This is a genomic window from Rubrivivax albus, assembly GCF_004016515.1.
Classification (GTDB): domain Bacteria; phylum Pseudomonadota; class Gammaproteobacteria; order Burkholderiales; family Burkholderiaceae_C; genus Rubrivivax; species Rubrivivax albus.
In genome coordinates, this window is record NZ_SACT01000011.1 from 15,609 (window position 1) to 38,789 (window position 23,181).

At 71.9% G+C, this 23,181-nt stretch carries 17 protein-coding genes; 9 read left to right on the forward strand and 8 right to left on the reverse strand.

The genetic code is table 11. From position 1 onward, the window contains the following. Position 1 precedes the first annotated feature (1 nt). The 3 genes from ENE75_RS23105 (at position 2) to ENE75_RS23115 (ending at position 3,826) form a co-directional block, all read left to right on the forward strand. Positions 2-1,234, forward strand: coding sequence for a threonine ammonia-lyase (locus tag ENE75_RS23105; RefSeq protein WP_233259235.1), 1,233 nt, complete (start codon positions 2-4; stop codon positions 1,232-1,234). Between the two features lie 159 nt (positions 1,235-1,393). Next, entirely contained in the window at positions 1,394-2,485 is a 1,092-nt protein-coding gene (locus ENE75_RS23110; RefSeq protein WP_128201155.1) for a GGDEF domain-containing protein, read from the forward strand. A 237-nt stretch (positions 2,486-2,722) separates the two neighbouring features. Beyond that, a complete protein-coding gene (locus tag ENE75_RS23115; RefSeq protein WP_128201157.1) occupies positions 2,723-3,826 on the forward strand; it encodes a 3-deoxy-7-phosphoheptulonate synthase in 1,104 nt (367 codons plus the stop codon). 108 nt (positions 3,827-3,934) lie between these two features. Here the strand turns inward: ENE75_RS23115 and ENE75_RS23120 are convergent, their stop codons facing one another. The 4 genes from ENE75_RS23120 to uraH all read right to left on the reverse strand — a co-directional run bounded on the left by ENE75_RS23120 (position 3,935) and on the right by uraH (position 7,774). After that, positions 3,935-4,711: a flagellar brake protein gene (locus ENE75_RS23120; RefSeq protein WP_128201159.1), complete on the reverse strand. Its 777-nt coding sequence runs from the start codon at positions 4,709-4,711 to the stop codon at positions 3,935-3,937. Between the two features lie 150 nt (positions 4,712-4,861). After that, on the reverse strand, positions 4,862-6,241 hold the full coding sequence (locus ENE75_RS23125; RefSeq protein WP_375138508.1) for an 8-oxoguanine deaminase: 1,380 nt from the start codon (positions 6,239-6,241) through the stop codon (positions 4,862-4,864). Continuing rightward, positions 6,211-7,413, reverse strand: coding sequence for a urate hydroxylase PuuD (locus ENE75_RS23130; RefSeq protein ID WP_128201163.1), 1,203 nt, complete (start codon positions 7,411-7,413; stop codon positions 6,211-6,213). Before ENE75_RS23130 ends, ENE75_RS23125 begins: the two co-directional genes overlap by 31 nt. A gap of 4 nt (positions 7,414-7,417) precedes the next feature. Further along, positions 7,418-7,774, reverse strand: coding sequence for a hydroxyisourate hydrolase (gene uraH / locus ENE75_RS23135; RefSeq protein WP_128201165.1), 357 nt, complete (start codon positions 7,772-7,774; stop codon positions 7,418-7,420). Positions 7,775-7,827: 53 nt separating this feature from the next. Between uraH and puuE the strand changes: the two genes are divergently transcribed. From puuE to ENE75_RS23150, 3 genes are read left to right on the forward strand one after another with little or no spacing between them, the layout of a single operon-like run. Then, positions 7,828-8,802 carry an allantoinase PuuE gene (gene puuE, locus ENE75_RS23140; protein ID WP_128201166.1) on the forward strand — a complete coding sequence of 325 codons (975 nt, stop codon included), beginning with the start codon at positions 7,828-7,830 and terminating at the stop codon, positions 8,800-8,802. Continuing rightward, complete coding sequence (gene uraD, locus ENE75_RS23145) at positions 8,799-10,565, forward strand: 2-oxo-4-hydroxy-4-carboxy-5-ureidoimidazoline decarboxylase (protein ID WP_128201168.1); 1,767 nt, start codon at positions 8,799-8,801, stop codon at positions 10,563-10,565. The genes puuE and uraD overlap by 4 nt, the downstream gene beginning before the upstream one ends. Beyond that, a complete protein-coding gene (locus ENE75_RS23150; RefSeq protein WP_128201170.1) occupies positions 10,562-11,839 on the forward strand; it encodes a M20/M25/M40 family metallo-hydrolase in 1,278 nt (425 codons plus the stop codon). The genes uraD and ENE75_RS23150 overlap by 4 nt, the downstream gene beginning before the upstream one ends. Here the strand turns inward: ENE75_RS23150 and ENE75_RS23155 are convergent. From ENE75_RS23155 to ENE75_RS23165, 3 genes are all read right to left on the reverse strand, one after another. Further along, a complete protein-coding gene (locus ENE75_RS23155) occupies positions 11,829-12,329 on the reverse strand; it encodes a hypothetical protein (protein ID WP_128201172.1) in 501 nt (166 codons plus the stop codon). The two genes, ENE75_RS23150 and ENE75_RS23155, sit on opposite strands and share 11 nt — an antisense overlap. Positions 12,330-12,429: 100 nt before the next feature. Continuing rightward, the gene (locus ENE75_RS23160) at positions 12,430-14,916 is read right to left on the reverse strand and encodes a serine/threonine-protein kinase (protein ID WP_128201174.1); all 2,487 of its coding nucleotides are present in this window, start codon (positions 14,914-14,916) and stop codon (positions 12,430-12,432) included. Positions 14,917-14,986: 70 nt separating this feature from the next. Next, a complete protein-coding gene (locus ENE75_RS23165) occupies positions 14,987-16,084 on the reverse strand; it encodes a carboxypeptidase-like regulatory domain-containing protein (protein WP_128201176.1) in 1,098 nt (365 codons plus the stop codon). Positions 16,085-16,213: 129 nt separating this feature from the next. On the opposite strand from ENE75_RS23165, the gene ENE75_RS23170 reads away from it, so the two are divergent. Beyond that, positions 16,214-16,837, forward strand: a complete 624-nt coding sequence (locus ENE75_RS23170) for an ECF-type sigma factor (RefSeq protein ID WP_158289064.1) — start codon at positions 16,214-16,216, stop codon at positions 16,835-16,837. Here ENE75_RS23170 and ENE75_RS23175 read toward each other — a convergent pair. Then, on the reverse strand, positions 16,827-19,082 hold the full coding sequence (locus ENE75_RS23175; protein ID WP_128201180.1) for a TonB-dependent receptor plug domain-containing protein: 2,256 nt from the start codon (positions 19,080-19,082) through the stop codon (positions 16,827-16,829). The genes ENE75_RS23170 and ENE75_RS23175 overlap by 11 nt on opposite strands. A 100-nt stretch (positions 19,083-19,182) precedes the next feature. On the opposite strand from ENE75_RS23175, the gene ENE75_RS23180 reads away from it, so the two are divergent. Both ENE75_RS23180 and ENE75_RS23185 read left to right on the forward strand, forming a co-directional pair. Next, complete coding sequence (locus ENE75_RS23180; RefSeq protein WP_128201182.1) at positions 19,183-20,241, forward strand: M12 family metallopeptidase; 1,059 nt, start codon at positions 19,183-19,185, stop codon at positions 20,239-20,241. Between the two features lie 109 nt (positions 20,242-20,350). Next, a complete protein-coding gene (locus tag ENE75_RS23185; RefSeq protein WP_128201184.1) occupies positions 20,351-23,179 on the forward strand; it encodes an ATP-binding protein in 2,829 nt (942 codons plus the stop codon). Positions 23,180-23,181: the final 2 nt, after the last annotated feature.

Genomic DNA, 23,181 nt, shown 5'->3' on the forward strand with positions numbered 1-23,181 from the left:
CATGCCGGCCACACCCGGTGCCGTGCCCATGGCGGTCTCGCTGTCCGACATCGAGGCGGCGGCCGGGCGGCTACGCGGCCAGGTGCTGGACACGCCCTGCGTCGAAAGCCGCACGCTGGGCCAGATCCTGGGCTGCCGGGTCTTCCTGAAGTTCGAGAACCTGCAGTTCACCGCCAGCTTCAAGGAGCGCGGCGCGCTGAACAAGCTGGCGCAACTCGTCGAGTCCGGCCAGCCGCTCAAGGGCGTCATCGCCGCCTCGGCCGGCAACCATGCCCAGGGCGTGGCGCACCATGCGCAGCGTCTGGGTCTGCGTGCGGTGATCGTGATGCCGGTGCTCACGCCCACCGTGAAGGTGGAACGCACGCGGGGCTTCGGCGCCGAGGTGGTGCTGCACGGCGAGACCTTCGACGCCGCGCGCGAGCACGCGCTGCAGCTGGCCGCCGAACAGGGCCTGAGCTTCGTGCACCCGTTCGACGACCCGGCCGTCATCGCCGGCCAGGGCACCATCGGCCTGGAGATGCTGGCCGAGCAGCCGGACCTGGACACCCTGGTGGTGGCCGTGGGCGGCGGTGGCCTGATCAGCGGCATCGCCACGGCGGCACGCGCGATCAAGCCGGGGCTGGAGATCGTGGGCGTGCAGACGGCGCGCTTCCCGGCGATGGTCAATGCGGTCAAGGGCACGGCCCATCCGCAGGGCACCAGCACCATCGCCGAGGGCATCGCCGTGGGCAGGCCGGGGCAGATCACGCGCGAGATCGTCGGCGCACTGGTCGACGACCTGGTGCTGGTGGACGAAGGCGACATCGAGCAGGCCATCGTGATGCTGCTCGAGATCGAGAAGACCCTGGTCGAAGGCGCCGGCGCCGCTGGCCTGGCGGCGCTGGTGAAGGACCCGAAACGCTTCGCCGGCAGCCGCGTGGGCCTGGTGCTGTGCGGCGGCAACATCGACCCGGTCGTGCTGCAGGCCATCATCGGTCGCGGCCTGGTGCGCGCGGGCCGCCTGGCGCGCATCCGCGTGGCGGCGCGCGACACCCCTGGCGTGCTCGCCAAGATCACCGCCGTCGTCGCGCAGGCCGGCGCAAACATCGAGGAGGTGCACCACCAGCGCGCCTTCTCGATGCTCAGCGCGCAGAACGTCGAGGTGGAGCTGGTGCTGCAGACGCGCAACCGCGAGCACGTCTGCGCCGTGCTGGACGCGATGCGCAGCGCAGGATTCGACGCGTCCGCGTACTGAACGGGACCTCCTCCCGTTTGGCCTGCTGACGCCGGCGCCCCCGCGGCGTGCGCCCGCGGCTGCCCGCCAGACAGTGCCACCGTCGGCGCGCAGAAGTGGACAAAAGGGCCCGCCCACTGCGTTCAAACATCGTGCTCGGCGGCCGATCATGCGAAACAGATGATCAGCGACCCCATCACACTGGACCATGAGCACACACGCGCCGAGCAGCGCGTGATGCTGGCGCTGCTGTATTTCGGCGCGGCGGCCATGATGACCGTCTGGGCGCTGGAGTCGTACTCGGGCGCCATCACCCCCTGGGACCGTTGGCTGCTGCCGATCTCTGCAGCGGCCATCCTGGGCTCGGCGCTCCTGATGCGGCGGCGGCCTCAATGGGCGAAGGGTCTGCGCGTGCTGCCGGTGGCCATCTTCAACCTCTACCTGGTGGTGACGCTGCTGAGCGCGGTGCGGTTCGCCTCGGGTCCGCAGCAGTGGTACCAGACAGTCACGGGCATGTACTGGGTGCCGCTGGCCTTCGGCTGCGCCTTCGTCTTCCTGCCGCTGCGCCAGGCACTGTGGGTCTCGGGCACGACGGCCGCAGGGATCTTCGGCCCGCTGCTGGTCTGGTCGGCGCGCGACGCGCTGCCGCCCTGGTTTGACGACAGTGGACCGCTGCTGCCGGTGCTGGGCCTCGCGCAGGCCACCTTCATCGTGCTGCTGGCGGCCGTGGTGACGCTGCGCAACAACCATGAACAAGCCCATGCACACATGCAGGCCATGCATGCGCTGGCGCGCACCGACATGCTGACCAGTCTGCCCAACCGCCGTGCGATGGTGGAGGAACTGTCGCGCGCGCTGGTCACCACCCGGCGCGACGGGCGCCCGCTGGCGGTGGCATTGATCGATGTCGATCACTTCAAGCGTGTCAACGACGTCCACGGTCATGCCACCGGCGACGCAGTGCTCAAGGCCACCGGTACGCAGATGGCCCACCAACTCCGTGCCAGCGACCGCCTGGGCCGCTGGGGCGGCGAGGAGTTCCTGCTCTGCGTGCCGGACACCGAGGTGGCGTCCGCGGCGGCACTGGCTGAGCGCATCCGACACGCCGTCCAGACGTTTCCGCATGCCCACGGCGCGCCGGTGACGATCAGCATCGGGCTCGCGAAGGTGCTGCCCGGTGACGACATCGACGCCCTGGTCAGGCGAGCCGACCGGGCGCTCTACCTGGCAAAGTCACGCGGCCGAAACAGGGTCGAGGTGCTGGCCGCGTAGGCGATGCCGCCTGATCCGGCCAGTTGCGCCTGGGTCTCGGGGGCTGCCGGAAGCGAGCGGCGATGCGCACCGTGCTACAGTGCGCGCCATGTCTCGGTTTGCATTCCTCTTTACGAGCTTCTGGTTCTCGCACCGCACGGCGGCTGGAGAGGCAAGCGCGTAAGCAAAGCAGACGCACCGAACCCCCCAAACCGCCGGCAGCCCCGGCGGTTTTTTGTTTGTCAAGCCAGGCCCACCATGACCGACCGCTACACCCTCAGCGAGAAGACCAGCGAAACCGACGACCTGCGCATCCAGGACGTCGTGCCCCTGCCGCCGCCGGAGCACCTGATCCGCTTCTTCCCGATCGCCGGCACGCCGGTGGAGGCCCTGATCGCCGACACGCGGCAGGCGGTGCGCCGCATCGTGCACGGGCTGGACGACCGGCTGCTGGTCGTCATCGGCCCCTGCTCCATCCACGACCCGGCCGTGGCGCTGGAGTACGCCCGCCGCCTGAAGCACCTGCGAGAGCAGCACGCCGGCGAGCTGGAGGTGGTGATGCGCGTGTACTTCGAGAAGCCGCGCACCACCGTGGGCTGGAAGGGCCTGATCAACGACCCCTACCTGGACGGCAGCTTCCGCATCCACGAAGGCCTGCGCATCGCACGCCAGCTGCTGGTGGACATCAACCGCCTGGGCGTGCCGGCGGGCAGCGAGTTCCTCGACACCATCAGCCCGCAGTACATCGGCGACCTGATCGCCTGGGGCGCCATCGGTGCGCGCACCACCGAGAGCCAGGTGCACCGCGAGCTGGCCAGCGGGCTGAGCGCGCCCATCGGATTCAAGAACGGCACCGACGGCAACCTGAAGATCGCCTGCGACGCCATCCAGGCTGCCGGCAACCCGCACCACTTCCTGTCCGTCCACAAGAACGGCCAGGTGGCCATCGTCTCGACCATGGGCAACCCCGACTGCCACGTCATCCTGCGCGGCGGCAAGGCGCCCAACTACGACGCCGGCAGCGTCGCCAGGGCCTGCGCCGACCTGGAAGCCGCCAAGCTGCCCTGCCGGCTGATGATCGACTGCAGCCACGCCAACAGCAGCAAGCAGCACCAGCGGCAGATCGAGGTGGCCGCCGACATCGGCCGCCAGCTGGCCGAGGGCAACCGTTGCATCTTCGGCGTGATGGTGGAAAGCCACCTGCAGCCCGGCGCGCAGAAGTTCACCCCAGGCAAGGACGATCCTTCGAAGCTGGCCAGCGGCCAGAGCATCACCGACGCCTGCATCGGCTGGGACGATTCCATCGGCGTGCTGGACACGCTGGCCCAGGCGGTGAAGGCGCGGCGGGCGCAAGGCGGCTGAGCCTCGATCCGATCGAACGGCACGCTCGAGCGTGCCCGTCGTCAGCCGAACTGGCGAAGATCATCGACGGCGCCGACGGCAGCACGCGCCATGCGCTGAGCGCACCGACTACAGGTCCAGCGACAGCAGGTCACGCGGCCGGCGGCCGCGGTGGATCCAGCGTTGCAGCACCTTCTCGGCCAGCGGCGACATCTGCAGCCATCGGCAGCCCACGCGCAGTGCCGTCGGGTCGGCCACCTCTGGCGTCACGTGCAACACCTTCAGGTCAGCCACCAGGTAGGTGATCTCATCGAACTCGAACTCCACGCCATGCAGTTCCTGCCCCGGCGAGAACACGGTGACATCGGCGCACAGTCGAAGGCCGCAGCCTTCGGCGCCGAGGTCTGCGACACGCACGGTGAGCGGGCCACCGCCCGCCCGGTCCATGGGCACCTGCGCCACCGGCACACTGTTGGGCCAGCCCTTGATGCGTTGGCCCTGGCGTCGCGCAAGGCGGTACATGTCCTGCGGGCCATCGCAGCTGATGGCCAGGCCACCGGACCTGACCACCACATCCAGCCCGGTCATCAGGAACTGAAACTTCTGGTCGTCGACGTAGACCGCGCCCCACAACTCGGCGGCCGTGGCCAGCCGCCGCACAGTCTCACGGTTGGCTTCGCTGGCCTCGGCGCTGAAGTGAAGTTGCGCGCCAGTCTGGTCGACTGACCAGAGAGACACGGTCAGCACATCACCGCCAGGCTGACCCAGGGTCACCGGAAGGTCACTCTGGCAGACCTTGTTCAGCCAGACGGCGCGCTCGAACGGGTCGCCGATGTGAAAGCGGTTCCAGGTGCTGAATTCATCCCAGGGCCGGATTGCGGCGGGTATGGTGTTCAAGAACGACATGACGGGTGTCCTGGCCAGGGGGGTAGTGGCGCCCCTGGAACGGAGCTATCGGACATCCGCGCGCGAACTTGAGCACCGCACAGCGGCGTCCAGTGCATCTGGTGAAGGTGCGGCGCGCCTCGGGCGTCTGACGTCGATGCGGTCGACGGTTCAGCCCGCCACCAAGGCGTTGGCCAGCGCCCGGTGCCGCACCAGCAGCGCCGGCAGGTCCAGCGTCGTCAGCTGGCCGTCGCGCACCACGTGCCGGCCATGCACCACGCTGTGCTTCACGCGCGGCACCTGGCAGAAGAACACCGCGGCGATCGGGTCGTGGCCGGCGCCGGCCAGGCCCACCTCGTCCAGCGGCACGGTGACCAGATCGGCCGCCATGCCCGGCGCCAGCACGCCGATGTCGTCGCGGCCCAGCACCCGGGCACCGCCGCGGGTGGCGATCTCCAGCACGTCGCGCGCGGTCAGCGCGTCGGGCCCGTGGCCAACCCGCTGCAGCAGCATCGCCAGCCGCGCCTCGGCCAGCAGGTGGCCGCTGTCGTTGCTGGCCGAGCCGTCCACCGCCAGGCCCACCGGCACGCCGGCGTCGCGCATGGCGCGGATGGGCGCGATGCCCGAGGCCAGCCGCATGTTGCTGCCCGGGCAGTGCGCCACGCCGGTGCCGGTGCGCGCGAAGAGATCGATGCCGGCTGCGTCCAGCTGCACGCAGTGCGCGTGCCAGACGTCCGGGCCCACCCAGCCCAGCTGTTCGGCGTATTCCGCCGGCGTGCAGCCGAAGTGCGCACGCGTGTAGTCGATGTCCTTCTGGTTCTCGGCCAGGTGGGTGTGCAGGCTCACGCGGTGCCTGCGGGCCAGCACCGCGGCATCCTCCATCAGCTGGCGGCTGACCGAGAACGGGCTGCAGGGCGCGACCACGATGCGTCGCATCGCGAAACGCGCCGGGTCGTGCCAGCGCTGGATCAGACGCTCGGTGTCGGCCAGGATGGTGTCCTCGTCCTCGACGACGCTGTCGGGCGGCAGGCCGCCGTGGCTTTCGCCCACGCTCATCGCGCCGCGCGCGGCGTGGAAGCGGATGCCGATCTGCATCGCCGCTTCCAGCGTGTCGTCCAGCGTGGTGCCGTTCGGGAAGAGGTAGAGGTGGTCGCTGCTGGTGGTGCAGCCCGACAGCAGCAGTTCGGCCGCGGCCGTCTGCGTGCTGACGAAGGCCATTTCCGGCGTCAGCCGCGCCCACACCGGGTAGAGCGCACGCAGCCAGTCGAACAGCTCGGCGTCCTGCGCCGCCGGCAGCACGCGGGTGAGCGTCTGGTAGAAGTGGTGGTGGGTGTTGACCAGGCCCGGCAGCACGACCTGATCGGTGGCGTCGATGACCACGTCGGCCGTGGCGGGCAGGTCGGCCGTCGGACCGACAGCCTCGATGGCGTGGTCGCGGATGAAGACGGCGCCGTCGGGGATCTCGCGCCGCGCGTCGTCCATCGTCGCCAGCAGCGTGGCGTGGCGGACCAGCAGCGTGCTCACTGCGTGGGCGCCCCGGCCTCGTACCAGCGCCGGATCAGGTCGCGCTCGGCCTCGGTGATCTGGGTGGCGTTGTTCATCGGCATCAGCTTCAGCACCGCGACCTGCTGGTAGACCGCCAACGCGTGCTGCTGCACCAGCGCCGGCGTGTGCAGCGCCACGTTCTTGTTCTGCACCTGTTCACCGTGGCAGAGCACGCAGCGCTGTTCGATGACGGCCTGCACCGCCGGCCAGGTCACCGGCGCGGCCACGGCGGCGGCCGGCTTCGGGGCTGGCGCCAGCCACACGGCCAGGCCCAGCAGCAGCGCCACCCCGACCACCGCGTGTTCCCAAGGCGCACGCCGGCCCTGCACGTGCGCCGCGTGGCGGGCGGCAAAGCTGTGGCGGATCAGCGCGCCGGCGGCCATCAGCAGCACCAGCACGGCCCAGTTGTGTTCGCCCTGCGTCAACCAGCCGTAGTGATTGGACAGCATGGCCACGATGACCGGCAGCGTGAAGTAGGTGTTGTGCACGCTGCGCTGCTTGCCGCGCTGGCCGTGCACCGGGTCCGGCGCCTGGCCGGCCTGCAGCGACGCGATCACCTTCTTCTGCCCCGGGATGATCACGAAGAACACGTTGGCGCTCATCGCCGTGGCCAGCATCGCGCCCACCAGCAGGAAGGCGGCGCGGCCGGCGAACAGCTGGCAGGCGGCCCAGGACGCCAGAACCACGAACACCAGCACCGCGCCGCCGACGATGAGGTCGCCCTTGGCGCCCTGGCCCAGCGTGCGGCAGATGATGTCGTAGACGAACCAGAAGGCGACCAGGAAGCCCAGCGCCGTGGCGATGGCCGCGATGGGCGACCAGTCGAACACCGTGCGGTCGATCAGGAAGCTGCTGGCGTTGAACAGGTACAGCACCGTGAACAGCGCAAAGCCGGTGAGCCAGGTGCTGTAGCTTTCCCAGTAGCTCCAGTGCAGCCGCTCCGGGATGCCGCGCCAGCGCGGCGCCACCTTGTACTTCTGCGAGTGGTAGAAGCCGCCGCCGTGCACGGCCCAGAGCTCGCCGTCCACGCCCTTGGCCTTGAAGTCGTCGTGCTCCGGCGGCGTGAGGCTGTTGTCCAGCATCACGAAGTAGAAGGACGAGCCGATCCACGCGATAGCCGTGATCACGTGCGCCCAGCGCAGCAGTAGGTTGGCCCAGTCGAGCAGGTAGGCGTCCACCGGGTCAGCTTCCCCTGTAGGTGGAGTAGCTCCACGGGCTCACCAGCAGCGGCACGTGGTAGAGGCCGGCGGCATCCGCGATGCCGAAATCGATCTGCACCACGTCGATGAAGGGCGGGTCGGGCAGGGCCACGCCACGCGCACCGAAATAGGGCGCCACCTCGAAACGCAGCCGCCAGCGGCCGACGGCCATCTCGGCGGCCGACAGCAGCGGGCCGTCGACCCGACCGTCGGCGTTGAGCGTCACGGTCTTGACGTCGTGCGCCACGCCGCCGCTGTCGACACGCTGCAGCGTCACGCGCATGCCAGCGGCCGGACAGCCGTGCGCGGTGTCGAGCACGTGGGTGCTCAGATGGCCCATGGTTTGCTCCCGGTGCACACTTGCAGGAATCGCCTCACGATATCGCAAGCCGCATGCCCACCGAGCCGACCTACCCCCGCGACCTGGCTGGCCACGGCCGCCACCCGCCGCACCCGCGCTGGCCCGGCAACGCCCGCGTGGCCGTGCAGTTCGTGCTGAACTTCGAGGAGGGCGGCGAGAACAGCGTGCTGCACGGCGACGCCGGCAGCGAGCAGTTCCTCTCCGAGATGTTCAACCCCGCCGCCTACCCGGCGCGGCACCTGAGCATGGAGGGCATCTACGAGTACGGCTCCCGCGTGGGCGTCTGGCGACTCCTGCGCGAGTTCGAGCGGCGCGGCCTGCCGCTGACGGTGTTCGGCGTCGGCATGGCGCTGCAGCGCTGCCCCGACGTGACCGCCGCCTTCGTTGAGGCCGGACACGAGGTTGCCGCCCACGGCTGGCGCTGGATCCACTACCAGAACGTCGATGAAGCCACCGAGCGCGAGCACATGGCGCGCTGCGTGGACGCGATCACGCAGCTCACCGGCCAGCGCCCGCTGGGCTGGTACACCGGGCGCGACAGCCCGGCCACGCGACGCCTGGTGGCCGACTTCGGCGGCTTCACCTACGACAGCGACTACTACGGCGACGACCTGCCGTTCTGGCTGCAGGTGAAGACCTCCAGCGGCGACTTCGCCCCCCACCTGGTGGTGCCCTACACGCTGGACTGCAACGACATGCGATTCGCGCTGCCACAGGGCTTCAGCCACGGCGAGCCCTTCTTCCAGTACCTGAAGGACGCCTTCGACGTGCACTACGCCGAAGGCGGCTCCGATGGTCAGGCCGAGGGCGACACCCAGCCGAGCATGATGAGCATCGGCCTGCACTGCCGCCTGCTCGGCCGCCCGGGCCGCTTCCGCGCGCTGCAGCGCTTCCTGGACCACGTGCAGGCCCACGACCGTGTCTGGGTCGCGCGTCGCATCGACATCGCCGAGCACTGGCGGCGCACCCACCCCTTCGACCCGGCCACCGCCTTCGTCTGGACATGAGCCTCACCCTCGAACAGCTCAACGCGGCCGACGCCGAAGGCTTCGTCGCCGCACTGGACGGCGTCTACGAGCACTCGCCGTGGATCGCCGCGCGCGCTGCAGCGGCACGCCCCTTCGCCACCGTGGCCGCGCTGCTCAAGGCGCTGGCCGACGTGGTGCGCACCGCGCCGCGCGACGACCAGCTGGGCCTGATCCGCGCCCACCCGGAACTGGCGGGCAAGGCCATGGTGGCGCAGGCGCTCACCGCCGAATCCACCGGCGAGCAGCAGCGCGCCGGGCTGACGGCCTGCACGCCCGAGGAGTTCGCGCGCCTGCAGCAGCTCAACGCCGACTACAACGCGCGCTTCGGCTGGCCCTTCATCCTGGCCGTGCGCGGCCCGCGCGGCACCGGCCTGTCGCGCGGCGAGATCATCGCCACCTTTGCGCGCCGGCTGGACCACCACCCCGACGTGGAGTTCGCCGAGAGCCTGCGCCAGATCCACCGCATCGCGCAGATCCGCCTCAACGACAAGCTGGGCCTGCAGCCCGCGGCCGGCGAGCAGGTCTGGGACTGGGCCGAAGCGCTGGCCGCGCACAGCGACCCCGGCTACAAGGAACAGGGGCAGCTGACGGTGACGTACCTCACCGCGGCGCACCGCGCCTGCAGCGCGCAGCTGCAGGCGTGGATGCGCGAATGCGGTTTCGACGAGGTGGGCGAGGACGCGGTGGGCAACGTCGTCGCCGTCTACCACGGCGCCGATCCGTCGGCGCCGCGCCTGCTCACCGGCAGCCACTTCGACACCGTGCGCAACGGCGGCAGGTACGACGGCCGGCTGGGCATCTTCGTGCCGATGGCGGTGGTGCAGGCGCTGCATCGCGAAGGCCGGCGGCTGATGCACGGCATCGAGGTCGTGGGCTTCGCCGAGGAGGAAGGCCAGCGCTACAAGGCCACCTTCCTGGGCTCCGGCGCCCTGCTCGGCCAGTTCGACCCCGCCTGGCTGGACCAGGCCGACGCCGACGGCGTCACCATGCGCCAGGCCATGCAGGCCGTGGGCCTGCCGGGCACGCTGGAGGCCATCGCGCCGCTGCAGCGCGACCCGGCGCGCTACCTCGGCTTCGTGGAGGTGCACATCGAGCAGGGCCCGGTGCTGGACGCGGCCGACCAGCCGCTGGGCATCGTCACCTCCATCAACGGCGGCCGCCGCTTCGTCGGCGAGATGGTCGGCCTGGCCAGCCACGCCGGCACCACGCCCATGGGCCAGCGCCGTGACGCTGCCGCCGGCGTGGCCGAGCTGCTGCTCTTCGTCGAACAGCGCGCCGCGCAGACGCCCGACACCGTGGGCACCGTCGGCCTGCTGGACGTGCCCGGCGGCTCGATCAACGTGGTGCCCGGGCGCTGCCGCTTCAGCCTGGACCTGCGCGCCACCACCGACCCGGTGCGCGACGCCGCCGTCACCGACGTGCTGACCGCGGCCGAGGCCATCGCCACCCGCCGCGGCCTGACGCTCAAGCTCGAAGAGACCATGCGCGCCGCCGCCGCGCCCAGCCACCCGGCCTGGCAGGCGCGCTGGGAAGCGGCGGTGCAGGCGCTGGGCCTGCCACTGTTCCGGATGCCCAGCGGCGCCGGCCACGACGCGATGAAGCTGCACGAAGTCATGCCGCAGGCCATGCTCTTCGTGCGCGGCGGCAACGCCGGCATCAGCCACAACCCGCTGGAGACCATCAGCGCCGACGACGCCGAGCTGTGCGTCATGGCCTTCCGGCACCTCTGCGAGCACCTATGAGCCTCCACGACACGCTCGACGCCTGGATCGACGCCCACTTCGACGAGGAGGTGCGCTTCCTGCAGGCGCTGGTGCAGGTGCCCACCGACACACCGCCGGGCAACAACGCGCCGCACGCGCTGCGCACCGCCGAGCTGCTGGCCGCCATGGGGCTGGAGGCCGAGCGCCATGTGGTGCCCGCAGGCGACGTGCACGCCTACGGCCTGCAGAGCCTGACCAACCTGATCGTGCGCCGCCGCTATGGTGGCGACGGTCCGGTGATCGCCCTCAACGCCCACGGCGACGTCGTGCCCCCCGGCGACGGCTGGACGCACGACCCCTACGGCGGCGAGATCGAAGACGGCCGGCTCTACGGCCGCGCCGCCGCGGTGAGCAAGAGCGACTTCGCCACCTACACCTTCGCTCTGCGCGCGCTGGACGCGGCGCAGGCCGCGGGCCTGGCGCTGAACGGCGGCGTCGAGCTGCTCTTCACCTACGACGAGGAGTTCGGCGGCGAACTCGGCCCCGGCTGGCTGCTGGAGCGCGGGCTCACGACCCCCGACCTGCTGATCGCCGCCGGCTTCAGCTACGAGGTGGTGACCGCCCACAACGGCTGCCTGCAGATGGAGGTGGCGGTGCACGGCACGATGGCGCATGCCGCCATCCCGCACACCGGGGTCGATGCGCTGCAGGGTGCGGTGGCCATCCTCAACGCGCTCTACGCGCTCAACGACGGCTACCGCGCCATCACCTCCCAGGTGCCGGGCATCACCCACCCGTACCTGAACGTCGGCCGCATCGAAGGCGGCACCAACACCAACGTCGTGCCGGGCAAGGTGGTCCTGCGGCTGGACCGGCGCATGATCCCGGAAGAGGACCCGGTGGCGGTGGAGGCGTCGATCCGGCAGACCATCGCCGAGGCCGCGGCTTCGCGAGCCGGCATCTCGGTGGAGATCCGCCGCCTGCTGCTGGCCCGCGCCTGGCAGCCCGACGCCGGCAATGCGCGCCTGGTGCAGGCGCTGCAGCGCCACGGCGAGGCCGTCTTCGGCGAAGCCATCCCCGCCCGTGGCACGCCGCTGTACACCGACGTGCGCCTCTTCGGCGAACGCGGCATCCCGGCAGCCATCTACGGCGCCGGCCCGCGCACGGTGCGCGAGAGCAACGCCAAGCGGGCCGACGAGCACCTGGTGCTCGACGACCTGCGGCGCGCCACCAAGGTGGTGGCGCGCACGCTGGCGGAGCTGCTGGCGGTGCCCGGCGGCACCGACGCAGCCTCAGCGTCCGCTACTGCTTGACGCCGTTGCGGAAGAACGAGCCGTCCGGCGCCACGCCCCAGGCCCATCGCAGGTCGGCGCCGGCGTCGGTGAGGCTGATGTCGAAGTGGCCGTCCGCGAACTCGATGTAGAGCAGCTTGCCGAACGGCCCCGCGGTGTTGTCGACGCAGTACGACGTCACCGCGTGCGCCTGGCCCTTGTAGGTCATCTCGCCGCTGCCGCTGAGCACCATCTGGGCGTCACCGGTCTTCACGAAGTTGAAGTTGACGTCGAACGTGCCTTCCTCGCCGTCGAAGGTGCCGGCGTAGGCGGCCAGGTCGGCCTCGGTGGCCACCGAGACGGCGCCGGCCGTGTAGTTGGCGGTGTTGCAGCTCAGCGTGACGGTGCCACCGCCACCTGTACCACCGCCGCCGGTACCACCATCACCAGCGCCGCTGTCGTCGCCACCCCCGCCACAGGCGGCCAGCGCCGCAGCCAGGACCACGGTCATCATCAGGGAAACCTTGTGCATGTCGAACCCTCCGGTTGTTCCCTGGCTTACGCCAGGGCCGCCGGCGCCGCGGGTCAATAGATTGGGGTCAATGCATTCGCGCCACCGCCGCCGCCGCGGCTCAACGGCAACCCGCCACCGCCCCGACCGGCGCCACACCGGGCGGCAACTGCCGCCACAGTGTGCAGGCCTGATCCGGCGGCAGCGCCTGCACGGCCGCGGCGTGCCGCCGCAGGGTGGCGCGGGCCGGCAACATCTGGCCGGCCCGCGCCTGTGCCTGCGCCAGCCACAGGGCCAGCACGGCTTGGCGCCGCAGCGCATCGGGCGCGGTGCCGGCCTGGGCCGCCAGGCCGGCCCAGTGCGCCAGCGCCACCGGCAGCACCTGCGCCGCCTCGCCGGCACGGCCCGCGGCCAGCAGGGCACGGCCATGGTGCTGGGCGATGCGCGGCAGCAGCCTGGCCCACTTGCTCTGCGGGCCGTTTTCACGCGCCAGGCCCTGTGCCTCCTGCCAGGCCAGGGTTGTGGCCTCGGCCGCACCCGGCGCATCGCCGGCACGCAGGCGGATGGCACCGGCGTTGGTGGCTTCGGTCACCAGGCCGTCACGCGCCATCAGGTCACCCGGGTGCTCGGACAAGACGCGCTGGCGCTGCGCCAGGGCGGCGCCGGCATCGGCGGCGGCTTCGGACAGACGCTCCATGCGCATGTGGGTCACGGCACGAGCGCCCAGCAGGGTGCCCAGCAACTCGTCGACCGAACGTTCGCCCTGACCCTGCAACGGCATCAGCATCGCCTGCGCCTGGGCAAAGAACGCCAGCGCCTGGTGTGGCTGGTTCAGGCTGCCGGCACCGGTCTGGTCATGAAAGATGCCCAGGTTCAACACCGTGCCTGCCAGCCGGAACTGCAGGTCGCGCGCATCGGCACCCTGAAACTGCGGCAGCACGGCCTGCAGACGGTCGCGCCAGCGTTCCAACACCGCCACGCCGTCGGCCACCCGACCTTCGGCGCGCAGCTGCTGGGCCTGGATCTGCGCGGCGCGCAGCGCGTCGTCCACGAAGCGGGCCTGGCCATGCTGAGTGGGCCAGGCCCGCTCGGCGGCGGCCATGGCCAGGGCCACATGGCGGGCAGCGTCGGCCGGCCGGGCCAGCGAGACGCCACTGTCGTTGCCCAGCAGCTCGGCCAGCCGGGCGTGCACGCCGGTCAGGTCGGCCCAGGCGGCGGGGTCGTCGCCGGCGCTGGCGGCCAGGCCGTCGAGGCTGCCGACGAGGTCGCGCAGCATGGCTTCCTTGACGGCCAGGCTGCCGGAGACGACGGTCAGCGCGTCGGCGTGCCGCATCACCACGTCGTGCGCGATGCTGCGCACGTCGTGCAGACGCTGGTGCGCCATATCGCGGGCCGCGGTGGCCTGCTGCGCCTGCCACAGGGCCAGGCCGGCACCGACCACCAGAGCCAGTGCGGCGAAGGCGGCCGCCCCCGTGGCGGCCCGGTTGCGGCGCACGAACTTGCCGGCGCGATAGCCCCAGCCCGCAGGCCGGGCACTCACCGGGTAGCCCGCCAGGAACGCCCGCACGTCGGCCGAGAGGGCCTCCACGCTGGGGTAGCGCCGCTCCACGGGCTTCTCCAGCGTCTTGAGCAGGATGTTGTCCAGGTCTCCCTGCAGCCGTCTCCGCGTGGCCACCCAGCCGGCGGCCATCTGCGGCCCCGGGCTCAGACTGCTGGGCCGCGTGGGCTCTTCCTCGAGCACCGCGCGGGCGGCCTCCAGCGCGCTGCCGGCCGTGCGCCCGTACGGCCGCTGGCCGGTGAGCATGACGTACAGCAGCACGCCCAGGCTGTACAGGTCGGTGGCGGTGCTGACGGGTTCGCCGCGCACCTGCTCGGGGCTGGCGTAGTGCGGCGTGAAGGCGCGCTGGCCGGTGTGGGTGGCCTCCGCAGCATCTTCCTGCAGCGCCTTGGCGATGCCGAAGTCCAGCAGCTTGACCTGCCCGTCGTTGTCCACCAGCACGTTGGCGGGCTTGAGGTCGCGGTGCACCAGCAGGTGCCGGTGGGCGTGGGCCACGGCGTCGGCCAGCTGCAGGAACAGCGCCAGCCGCGCTTCCAGCGTCAGGCCGTCGCAGGCCTGGTCGATGGGCTGGCCGTGCACGCGCTCCATCACGAAGTAGGGCAGGCCGTCGGCGGTGCGCCCGGCGTCCAGCAGGCGGGCGATGTGCGGGTGGCTCAGCCGCGCCAGCGCCTGCTGTTCCTGCGCGAAGCGCGCGAGCACGGCTTCGGTGTCCATGCCGCGCTTGAGCACCTTGACCGCGGCTTCGCCGCTGTACGCGCCGTCGGCCCGCTCGGCCAGCCAGACCTGGCCCATGCCGCCGCTGCCCAGCGGCGCGACGATCCGCCAGGCGCCCAGCACTTCACCTTCGCGCCCGGGTTCGGGCGTCGGCTCCGCAGGTTCGGCCAGGAACGAGGTCTCGCCGCCGTGCGCCAGCAGAGAGCGCACCTCGGCCACCACCGCCGCGTCCAGCGCCGGGTCGGCCAGCCGCGCCTCGCGCTCGGCCGGCGGCAGCTCCGCCACCGCGTCGAACAGCGCACGAACGGCAGCCCAGTCGGGCGATGAAGGGGTCATGGTCAGGAAACGAACGAACGTGGCACGGGCGCGCCAATCTAGCCGACGGCGCGCCCGTGCTGCCGGCGCTTCAGCGCTGGACGAAGGTGTACGTCACGCTGTAGTCGATCGTGATCGGCGAGGTGATGCGCGCCGCGATGGTGCCCACCGTGCCGTCGAAGCTGCAGCTGACCACTTCCACCCCCGTGGGCAAGGCGCCCAGCGTGTCGGTGCCGCCGCAGAACTCCGACTCGCTGGCCGGCTTCGCGGGCAGGCCGTCGATGCAGATCTCGGGGATCGGCACGCCGCCCAGGCCGCTGACCGTGGTCTGCACCACCATCGACCAGGTGCCGGCCACCGGGTTGGCCGTGCAGGCGCCCAGGCTGACGTCGATCTGGCCGCCGCCGCTGCCGCCACCGCTCCAGCTCACGGTGAAGCCGGTGGTGGAGATGTTGGCGTTCCAGGTGACCAGCACGTTGCCGTCGGGCGAGGTGATGGTCTGCGTGCAGGCCGTGGCCGTGCAGTCGAAGCGCAGGCGCATGGCGTCGAGCACGGCATCCAGGCCCTGGCCGTTGGCAGCGAACTCGGCGGTGAAGACGTTCAGCGCCGTCGGGTCCACGCCCTGCGCACGCATGACGTCCTGCAGGTTGGCGTTGACGCGCGCCGCGGCGGCCAGCACCTGCTCCGGCGTCGGCGCGTTGGCCTGCCAGTTGGCCAGCAGGTCGGCCAGCGGCCGGTAGCCCCAGGCGTCGGCCATGGCCAGCGTCGTCAGCGGCGTGATGTTGGCGCGGCCCGCGGCCTGCGCGTAGCTGGCCCAGACGTTGCCGTCGGCGTCGGTCACCTGCAGCGCGTAGGGCGCGCCTTCGGTGATCGTCAGCGTGAAGCTGCCGTCGCTGGCGGTGATGGCGGTGACGGTCTGGCCCTGCGCGTTGGTGCCGGTGACGGTGGCGCCGGCGATCGGCGCCCCGACCGCGGCCAGGCCGGTGATCAGCGCCGTGGGCGCGGGCGTGCCACCGCCGGTGACGCCGCCGTCGTCGTCGCCACCGCCGCAGGCCACCAGGCCCAGCGCGGCGCCGGCCATGGCCAGCGACAGGCCGAAAGTGCGGGCCGCACGCCACCAGGCGCGGGCGGTGCTGCGGGCAGGGCTGGCAGGGCGGGCCGTCGCCGGCCGGTGCATCGATGGGCTCATCAGGATCTCCAGAACGCGCCTCCCCCCGGAGGCCACGACCCCTTACGCCGGGGGGCGTCGGCAGGCGGCTCATGGCGTGCGTGACACTGGTCACGGGAACGGCCCCGCGACGATCACACAATGCGACCCATGACTGCCGACCTGTGCGCCGGACCCGCCGACGACGAGATCACGCTGTGGTTGTCCAGCCTGCAGGCGCCGACGCCGGAGGCGGGGGCGCAGCTGTTCTCGCTGCTCTACGACGACCTGCGCCGCATGGCGCGCCAGCACCTGCGGCGTGAGAACCCGGGCCACACCCTGAGCCCGACGGCGCTGGCCCACGAGGCCTGGTTCCGCATGGCCGGGCAGACGCGCACGCTGTGGAAGAACCGCAGCCACTTCCTGGCCGTGTGCTCGACGATGATGCGGCGCATCCTGGTCAACCACGAACTCGCCCGCCGCGCGGCCAAGCGGGACGCCGACCTGGTGCCGGTGACGCTGTCGGGCCTGGAGCAGCTGGCCGCGCCCACCGACCGCGACGTGGTGGCGGTGCACGAGGCGCTGCTGGCCTTCGAGGCCATCGACGCGCGCGCGGCCAAGGTGGTGGAACTGCGCTTCTTCGGCGGGCTGGAGAACGACGAGGTGGCCGAGGCGCTGGGCGTCTCGCCGGCCACCGTCAAGCGCGACTGGGTCGTGGCCCGCGCCTGGCTGCACCGGGCGCTGTCGGGGCAGGAGCCTCCGGCCGACGCCGCTGGCGCGACTGCTACAGCTTGAGTTCCAGCTGCAGCCGCCAGGCGATGTCCGACGGCGTCACGCTGCGCACGCTGGACCGCACGCTGCCGTCGTCGTAGTCCCGCAGGTTTTCGCTGTCGCGCGGCAGCACGTTGCCGGCCGACAGCCGCCAGGCCAGGCCAGGCTGCACCGTCCACAGCAGGTACAGGTCCAGCACGCGGCGGTCGTCGACCTGCACCCACTGCGTCTCGCTGAGCTGCGTGCGGTAGCCCGGCACCCAGTTCAGGTTCACGCCACCCTTCAGCGGCGTGCCACGCCAGGCGTGGTCGGCCCCCAGGTTCAGCGTGCCGTCGGCCTGCTCGTCGAGCCGGTTGTCGGGGCCGGGCAGGCCGTCCACGCGCGAGCGGAACAGCGACAGGCTGGCGCGCAGCTCGGTGCGCGGCGCGCCGGCCCACCACTGGTCGGCACGGCCCTTGGCCTCCAGCTCCACGCCCTGCGTGGTGGCCTCGCCGATGTTGCGCGTGCGGCTCACCCAGCGCGGCACCGGGCTCCAGGCCACGTCCTCCAGCGCGGTGACGGTGCGCTGCAGGTCGCGGATGCGGCGGTGGAACAGGCTGGCGCTGAAGACGCCGCCGCCGCTGGGGTAGTGCTCCAGCGCCAGGTCGATGCCGGTGGCGAGCTCGGGCTTGAGCTCGGGGTTGCCGGCGCGGTCGGGCGCCGTGGGCGTGTTCGGGCCGTCCAGCGGGTAGCGGTCGTCGGGCCGGGGGCGGGCGATCAGGTTGCCCAGGCCCGGCGCCTTCCAGCTGCGCGTGAGGCTCATGCGCACCTGGCTGCGGCTGGCCGGGTCGGGCTTCCACACGGCGTGCGCCAGCGGCGTGAGCACGCGGTCCAGGTGCTCGGGGCGGCCCGTGCCGTCGGACAGGCCCGGCTCCCCGCTGGCGTCGCCCACCGTGCGGATGCCCTCCCACCGCAGCCCGAAGTGCAGCGCCCAGTTCGGTGTCGGCGCCCACTCGTCCTGCGCATACAGGGCCAGGCGCTGGCTGTCGGCCGCGAGGTTGTCGCCGAAGTCGGTGAGCAGGGGCACGCCGTCCTGCACCAGGCGGCGGGACTCGGTGCGGCGCGCGGTCTCGAGCTCGAAACCGGCCACGCCGCTGTGCTCGCCCTTGCCGGCGGCGTCGCCGCCCAGCAGCGCGGTGTACTTGCCCGACAGGCGCAGCGAGCGCTCGCGGGTGTCGTTGGTCTCGTCCTGCGTGCGCAGCGCTGCGCCGGCCGCCGACTCGACGCGCTGGCCGGTGTTCTCCGACCGCCACAGGCCGCCCGTGAGGCTGGACTCCAGCCGCCCCGGCCCCAGGCGCTGGCGCCACTGCCCGTTCAGACGCAGGTTGGTGAAGCTGCCGTCCCCGGTGTCCTCGGCCAGGTCGTAGCGGGCCAGCCCGCGGGTGGTGGCCCGCGTGGCGACGGACTGGCTGCGGTTCTCGGCCCGGAACAGGTTGGGCGACAGCATCAGCATGTCGCCGCCGGTGCCCAGGCGCCACTGCAGCCGCGCGCCCAGGTTCAGGCCGCGGCGGGTGGACAGGCTGCTGCGGTCCTCGGCCCAGGCCCCGGCCTCGTCGCCACCGGTGGTGTCGGACTCTACCAGGCTGCGGTCGTCGCTGCGGCGCAGAAAGGTGCCGGCGTTGAGGTTCACTGTGGCGTCACCGACGGTGTCGTTCCATGTCCAGAAGGCACCAGGCGTGGTCAGGCCGTGCTCCAGGCCCAGGCCCAGGCGCAGGTCGTTCAGGCGACGGCGGTAGCCCTCGCGCAGCACGATGTTGATCGTGCCGGCGATGGCGCGTGCACCGGTCTCGGCGGTGGGCGCGCGCAGGATCTCGATGCGCTCGACCTGGTCGGGTGTCAGCGACTCCAGCGAGAAGCCGCGCGGGATCGGCTCACCGTCGATCAGCAGCTGCGTGTACCCATTGCCCAGGCCACGCAACCGCGGCGGGCCGCCGCGGCCCGGCCGGCCGCCGGGCGTGGTGACCCCGGGCAACCGACGCAGGGTCTCGCCGATGGTGCTGTCGCCGTACTGTTCGATCTCCTCGCGGCCGATGACGATCTTGGCGGCGGTGGCGCGGCGGCGCTGTTCGGTGTCGGTTTCACGACCGCCGGTGATCTCCACGCGTTGCGTCGGCGCCGACGCCGCGGCGGCCGGCGCGGGCGGGGCCACGGTCTGGGCGAGACAGGCACCGGCAGCGGCGGCAAGGGCCAGCAGGGCGGCGGTGGGCGGCAGGATGGGGTGGGCGGTCACGGGCGCGGATTGTGGGCCCGCGCTCCCTAGTCTGCCGGTTGCGGGGCATGGTGGGTCGCCGCATGCTGGGCCGGTACCCGACCACCGCCAGGAGAAGCCCATGCCCAGCCGCTCGACCCCGCGCCGGCCCGCCCGCACGCACGTCTGCTTCGACCGTATCCTGCCGCGCGAACTGTTCCGGCCACAGACCACGCAACCCGGCCGGCCCGGCCGCACGCGCGCGATATCGCCGATCGGCAAGACCTGGATGAACGGCAGCACGCTGCACGTGCGCTTCATGGGCGGCAGCACGGCACAGCGCGCCAAGGCCATCGAGCAGGCGGCGTGGTGGACCGACGTCTGCAACCTGCAGATCGTGTTCGACGGTGCGCCGAACGCCGACATCCGCATCGCCTTCGACCCGAACGACGGTGCCTGGTCCTACATCGGCACCGACTGCCGCAGCATCCCGCTCGACGAGCCGACGATGAACCTCGGCTTCCTGGACGGTGGCACCGCAGCGCACGAATGGGGCCACGCCATCGGCCTGGCGCACGAGCACCAGAACCCTGCCGGCGGCATCCAGTGGAACGAGGCGGTGGTGATCCGCGAATTGGCCAAGAGCCCCAACTTCTGGGACGAGCAGACGACGCGCTTCAACATCCTGCGCCGCTACAGCGCCGACCAGGTCAACGGCACGCGCTTCGACCCCGAATCGATCATGCTGTACTTCTTCCCGGCCGACTGGACGACCAACGGCATCGGCACCGAGGCCAACGAGGACCTGTCGGCCATGGACAAGCAGTTCGTCGCCGGCGCCAAGATGTACCCGAAGGCGCGGCCGACGCTGGTGGACGCCACGCCGCTGACGGTGGGCGCACGCACGCGCACGGCGGCGTCGATCGCGCAGTTCGGCGAAGAGGACCTGTTCCGCTTCACCGTGGCGCCGGAGGCCGAGGGCCGGCACGTGGTCGACACCCGCGGGCCCAGCGACGTGGTGATGAAGCTCTTCGGCCCCGACGAGCCCACGCGGCTGATCGCCGAGGACGACGACTCCGGCTACGGCTTCAATGCCCGCATCGCCGCCGACCTGTCGGCCGGCACCTACTGGGTGCAGGTGCGCCACTACAACCGCGAGAAGGGCGTGGGCGACTACAGCGTGCGTGTGCGGCGCGCCTGAACTGCCGCGTCGGCGGCTGCACCCACCCCGGTACGGTACCCCCGGGTCGGTCCCGGGACCATTGGGCGGCGATGCCCCCTAGGATGAAGGGATCTCCTTCCCTTTCGCCGTGCAGGACCCGACGGACGACTTTGCCGATGCCAGCAACCTGGTGCCACATGCGGCCCGGGCGCTGGCGTGGTTCCTGGGCGGCTTGGGCGTGCTGCTGTGCATCGCGTCGGCGGTGCAATTGGCGCTGGACCGCCCGCCGGGTGCGTCGGTGGCGCGTGGCCTCTTCGGCGGCGCCCTGGTCGTGAGTGCGTGGGTCGCCAGCCGCTTGCTTGCGCGCGGACGCCCGCAGGCCGCCGTCACGCTGGTGCTGACGGTGGCCGCCCTGGGCGCCGGACTGGCGACGGCGGGCGTGGGCGTGGGCACCAGCGGCGTCGCCATCTCCGGCATCACGCTGCTGATCGTGATGGCCGGCCTGCTGGCCAGCGACCGTGGCGCCCATGCGTTGACGCTGTTCTACCTGCTCCTGGTCGGCGCGCTGGCCTGGGCCGAGCACACCGGCCGCTTGCCCGGCGCGCAGGCCCTGGCCGCGCTGGGCGTGGCCGACCGCGTCACCAACCTCGTGCTGCTGGGCCTGGGCGCCTGGCTGGCCGCGCTGCTGGCGCGCCGGATCGTGGCCGGGGCACTGGACCGCGCGCAAGACCAGTCGAACCGCCTGGCCACGCTGCTGCGCATGGGCAGCGACTGGTCGTGGGCCATGGACACGAAGGGGCGACTGACCTGGCTGTCGTCGTCCTTCGAGGGGCGCACGGGCCGGCGCATCGACGAGTTCATGCGTCTGGACCTGCCCGGCGGCCCGCAGACCGTGCGCGACGAGGGTCTGGAGACCCTGCTCACGCACATGCGGGAACGGCGTCCCTACCGCGACCTGACCATGGCCTTCCAGTGCAGCGATGGCACACCATTGATCGTGCGCGGCAGCGGCGAGCCCCGGTTCGACGCCACCGGCAAGCTGGTCGGCTGGTGGGGCGTCAGCCGCAACGTCACCGCCGAGTCGCTCACGGCGCGCCAGCGCCAGCGCGAACAGGTGTTGCTCGACCGCCTCGTGCGGCTCAGCCCGGACGCCATCGCCGTGGTTAACCTCGACGACGGCAAGGTGCTGCTGGCCAACCCGAGCTTCGTGAGCCTGTCCGGGCGCCCTGAACACGAGGTCATCGGCCGCAGCGCGGTGGACCTCCACCTGTGGCCCGACTGGGGCCCAGCGCACGCGCTGCGCAACGCGCTGGACCGCGACCCGGTGCTGCACGACCTGCGCCTGCCGGTGCACGGGGCCGAAGGCACGCTGCGCGAGCTGCAGGTGGCGGCCGCCCGCTTCGAATGGGACGGCGCGCCGGCGGCCGTGCTGGTGGGCCGCGACGTCACGGCGATGGAGCGCGCCCGCCGCGAGACCGACGCCATCCTGGACAAGGCGGCCCTGGGCATCGCGTTCGTGCGGGAGCGCCGCTTCGACCGTGTGAACCCGCAGTTCGAGCGCATCTTCGGTGTGCCGGCCGGTTCGCTGGCCGGGCGGCCCATGCGCGGGATGTTCACCGACGACGAGGCCTTCGAACGCTTCGCCCGGCGGGCCGACCGCGCCCACGGCGATGGCCAGCTGATCGACATCGAACGCACGGTGCCGCGGCCCGACGGCAGCACGGTGACCGTGCGCCTGCTGGCCCAGGCCCTGGACCCGGCACAGCCCCTGGACGGCGGCGCGATCTGGGTGGCCGAGGACATCGGCGAACGCCGACGCGCCGAACAGGAACTGGCCGACGCGAAGCGGCTGGCAGAAGCGGCCAGCGAAGCCAAGAGCAGCTTCCTGGCGACGATGAGCCACGAGATCCGCACGCCGCTGAACGGCGTGCTCGGACTGGCGCGGCTGCTGCAGGACCAGGCGCTGTCGCCGGCACGCCGGCAGGACTACCTGGCCCACCTGGTGCACGCCGCCGAAGGCCTCGCGGGCATCGTCTCCGACGTGCTGGACCTGTCGAAGATCGAGGCCGGCGAGCTGGAGATCGAGCGCATCGACTTCGACCTGCACGAACTGCTCGGCCGGGTGTTCCGCAGCTTCGCGCTGCTGGGCCAGGAGCGGGGCCTGGACATGCACCTGGAGATCGATCCGGCCGTGCCGGCTCGCGTGCTCGGCGACCCGCTGCGCCTGCGCCAGATCCTGGCCAACTACCTGAGCAACGCCCTGAAGTTCACGGCCGATGGCCACATCACACTGGGCGCGTCGCCCTCGGCCACCGGCGTGCGGCTGACGGTGGCCGACACCGGCCCCGGCGTGGCGCCGGAGCTCCAGGCGCGCCTGTTCCGGCCGTTCACGCAGGCCGACAGTTCGACCACGCGCCGCTTCGGCGGCACCGGGCTGGGCCTGTCGATCTGCCGGGAACTGGCCGAGCGCATGGGCGGCCACGTGGGCGTCGACAGCAGCGGCGCACAGGGCAGCCTGTTCTGGGTCGACCTGCCGCTGCCGGCGGCCAGCGCCACGCCCACCACCGAGCCAGGTCCAGCTCAGGACGGCAAGCCACTGCAGGGCCTGCATGTGCTGGTGGCCGAGGACAACGCGGTGAACATGCTGATCGTGGCCACGATGCTGCGCACGCTCGGGGCCGAGGTCTGCGAGGCCCACGACGGCGCGGAGGCGGTGCAGCGCGCGCTGCACGAGGACGGCGCACTGGACGCCGTGCTGATGGACCTGCACATGCCCCAGGTCGACGGTCTCGAGGCCACGCGCCGGCTGCGTGCCGACCCGCGCACGGCACGCCTGCCGGTGTTCGCGTTGTCCGCGGCGGTGCTGGAGCGCGACCGTGAGCAGGCGCGTGCCGCCGGCATGCAAGGCTTCATCGGCAAGCCCGTCAGCGACGCCGATCTGGTGGCGGCGCTGGCGCCGCTCCGCCGCCCGCGCTGAGC

Excerpts from the sequence above, each read along its gene's own strand:
- ENE75_RS23105 (WP_233259235.1), top strand. The coding sequence starts at position 2 with ATGCCGGCCACACCCGGTGCCGTGCCCATGGCGGTCTCGCTGTCCGAC.
- ENE75_RS23110 (WP_128201155.1), top strand. The coding sequence starts at position 1,394 with ATGATCAGCGACCCCATCACACTGGACCATGAGCACACACGCGCCGAG.
- ENE75_RS23115 (WP_128201157.1), top strand. The coding sequence starts at position 2,723 with ATGACCGACCGCTACACCCTCAGCGAGAAGACCAGCGAAACCGACGAC.
- ENE75_RS23120 (WP_128201159.1), bottom strand. The coding sequence starts at position 4,711 with ATGTCGTTCTTGAACACCATACCCGCCGCAATCCGGCCCTGGGATGAA.
- uraH (WP_128201165.1), bottom strand. The coding sequence starts at position 7,774 with ATGGGCCATCTGAGCACCCACGTGCTCGACACCGCGCACGGCTGTCCG.
- puuE (WP_128201166.1), top strand. The coding sequence starts at position 7,828 with ATGCCCACCGAGCCGACCTACCCCCGCGACCTGGCTGGCCACGGCCGC.
- uraD (WP_128201168.1), top strand. The coding sequence starts at position 8,799 with ATGAGCCTCACCCTCGAACAGCTCAACGCGGCCGACGCCGAAGGCTTC.
- ENE75_RS23150 (WP_128201170.1), top strand. The coding sequence starts at position 10,562 with ATGAGCCTCCACGACACGCTCGACGCCTGGATCGACGCCCACTTCGAC.
- ENE75_RS23155 (WP_128201172.1), bottom strand. The coding sequence starts at position 12,329 with ATGCACAAGGTTTCCCTGATGATGACCGTGGTCCTGGCTGCGGCGCTG.
- ENE75_RS23160 (WP_128201174.1), bottom strand. The coding sequence starts at position 14,916 with ATGACCCCTTCATCGCCCGACTGGGCTGCCGTTCGTGCGCTGTTCGAC.
- ENE75_RS23165 (WP_128201176.1), bottom strand. The coding sequence starts at position 16,084 with ATGAGCCCATCGATGCACCGGCCGGCGACGGCCCGCCCTGCCAGCCCT.
- ENE75_RS23170 (WP_158289064.1), top strand. The coding sequence starts at position 16,214 with ATGACTGCCGACCTGTGCGCCGGACCCGCCGACGACGAGATCACGCTG.
- ENE75_RS23180 (WP_128201182.1), top strand. The coding sequence starts at position 19,183 with ATGCCCAGCCGCTCGACCCCGCGCCGGCCCGCCCGCACGCACGTCTGC.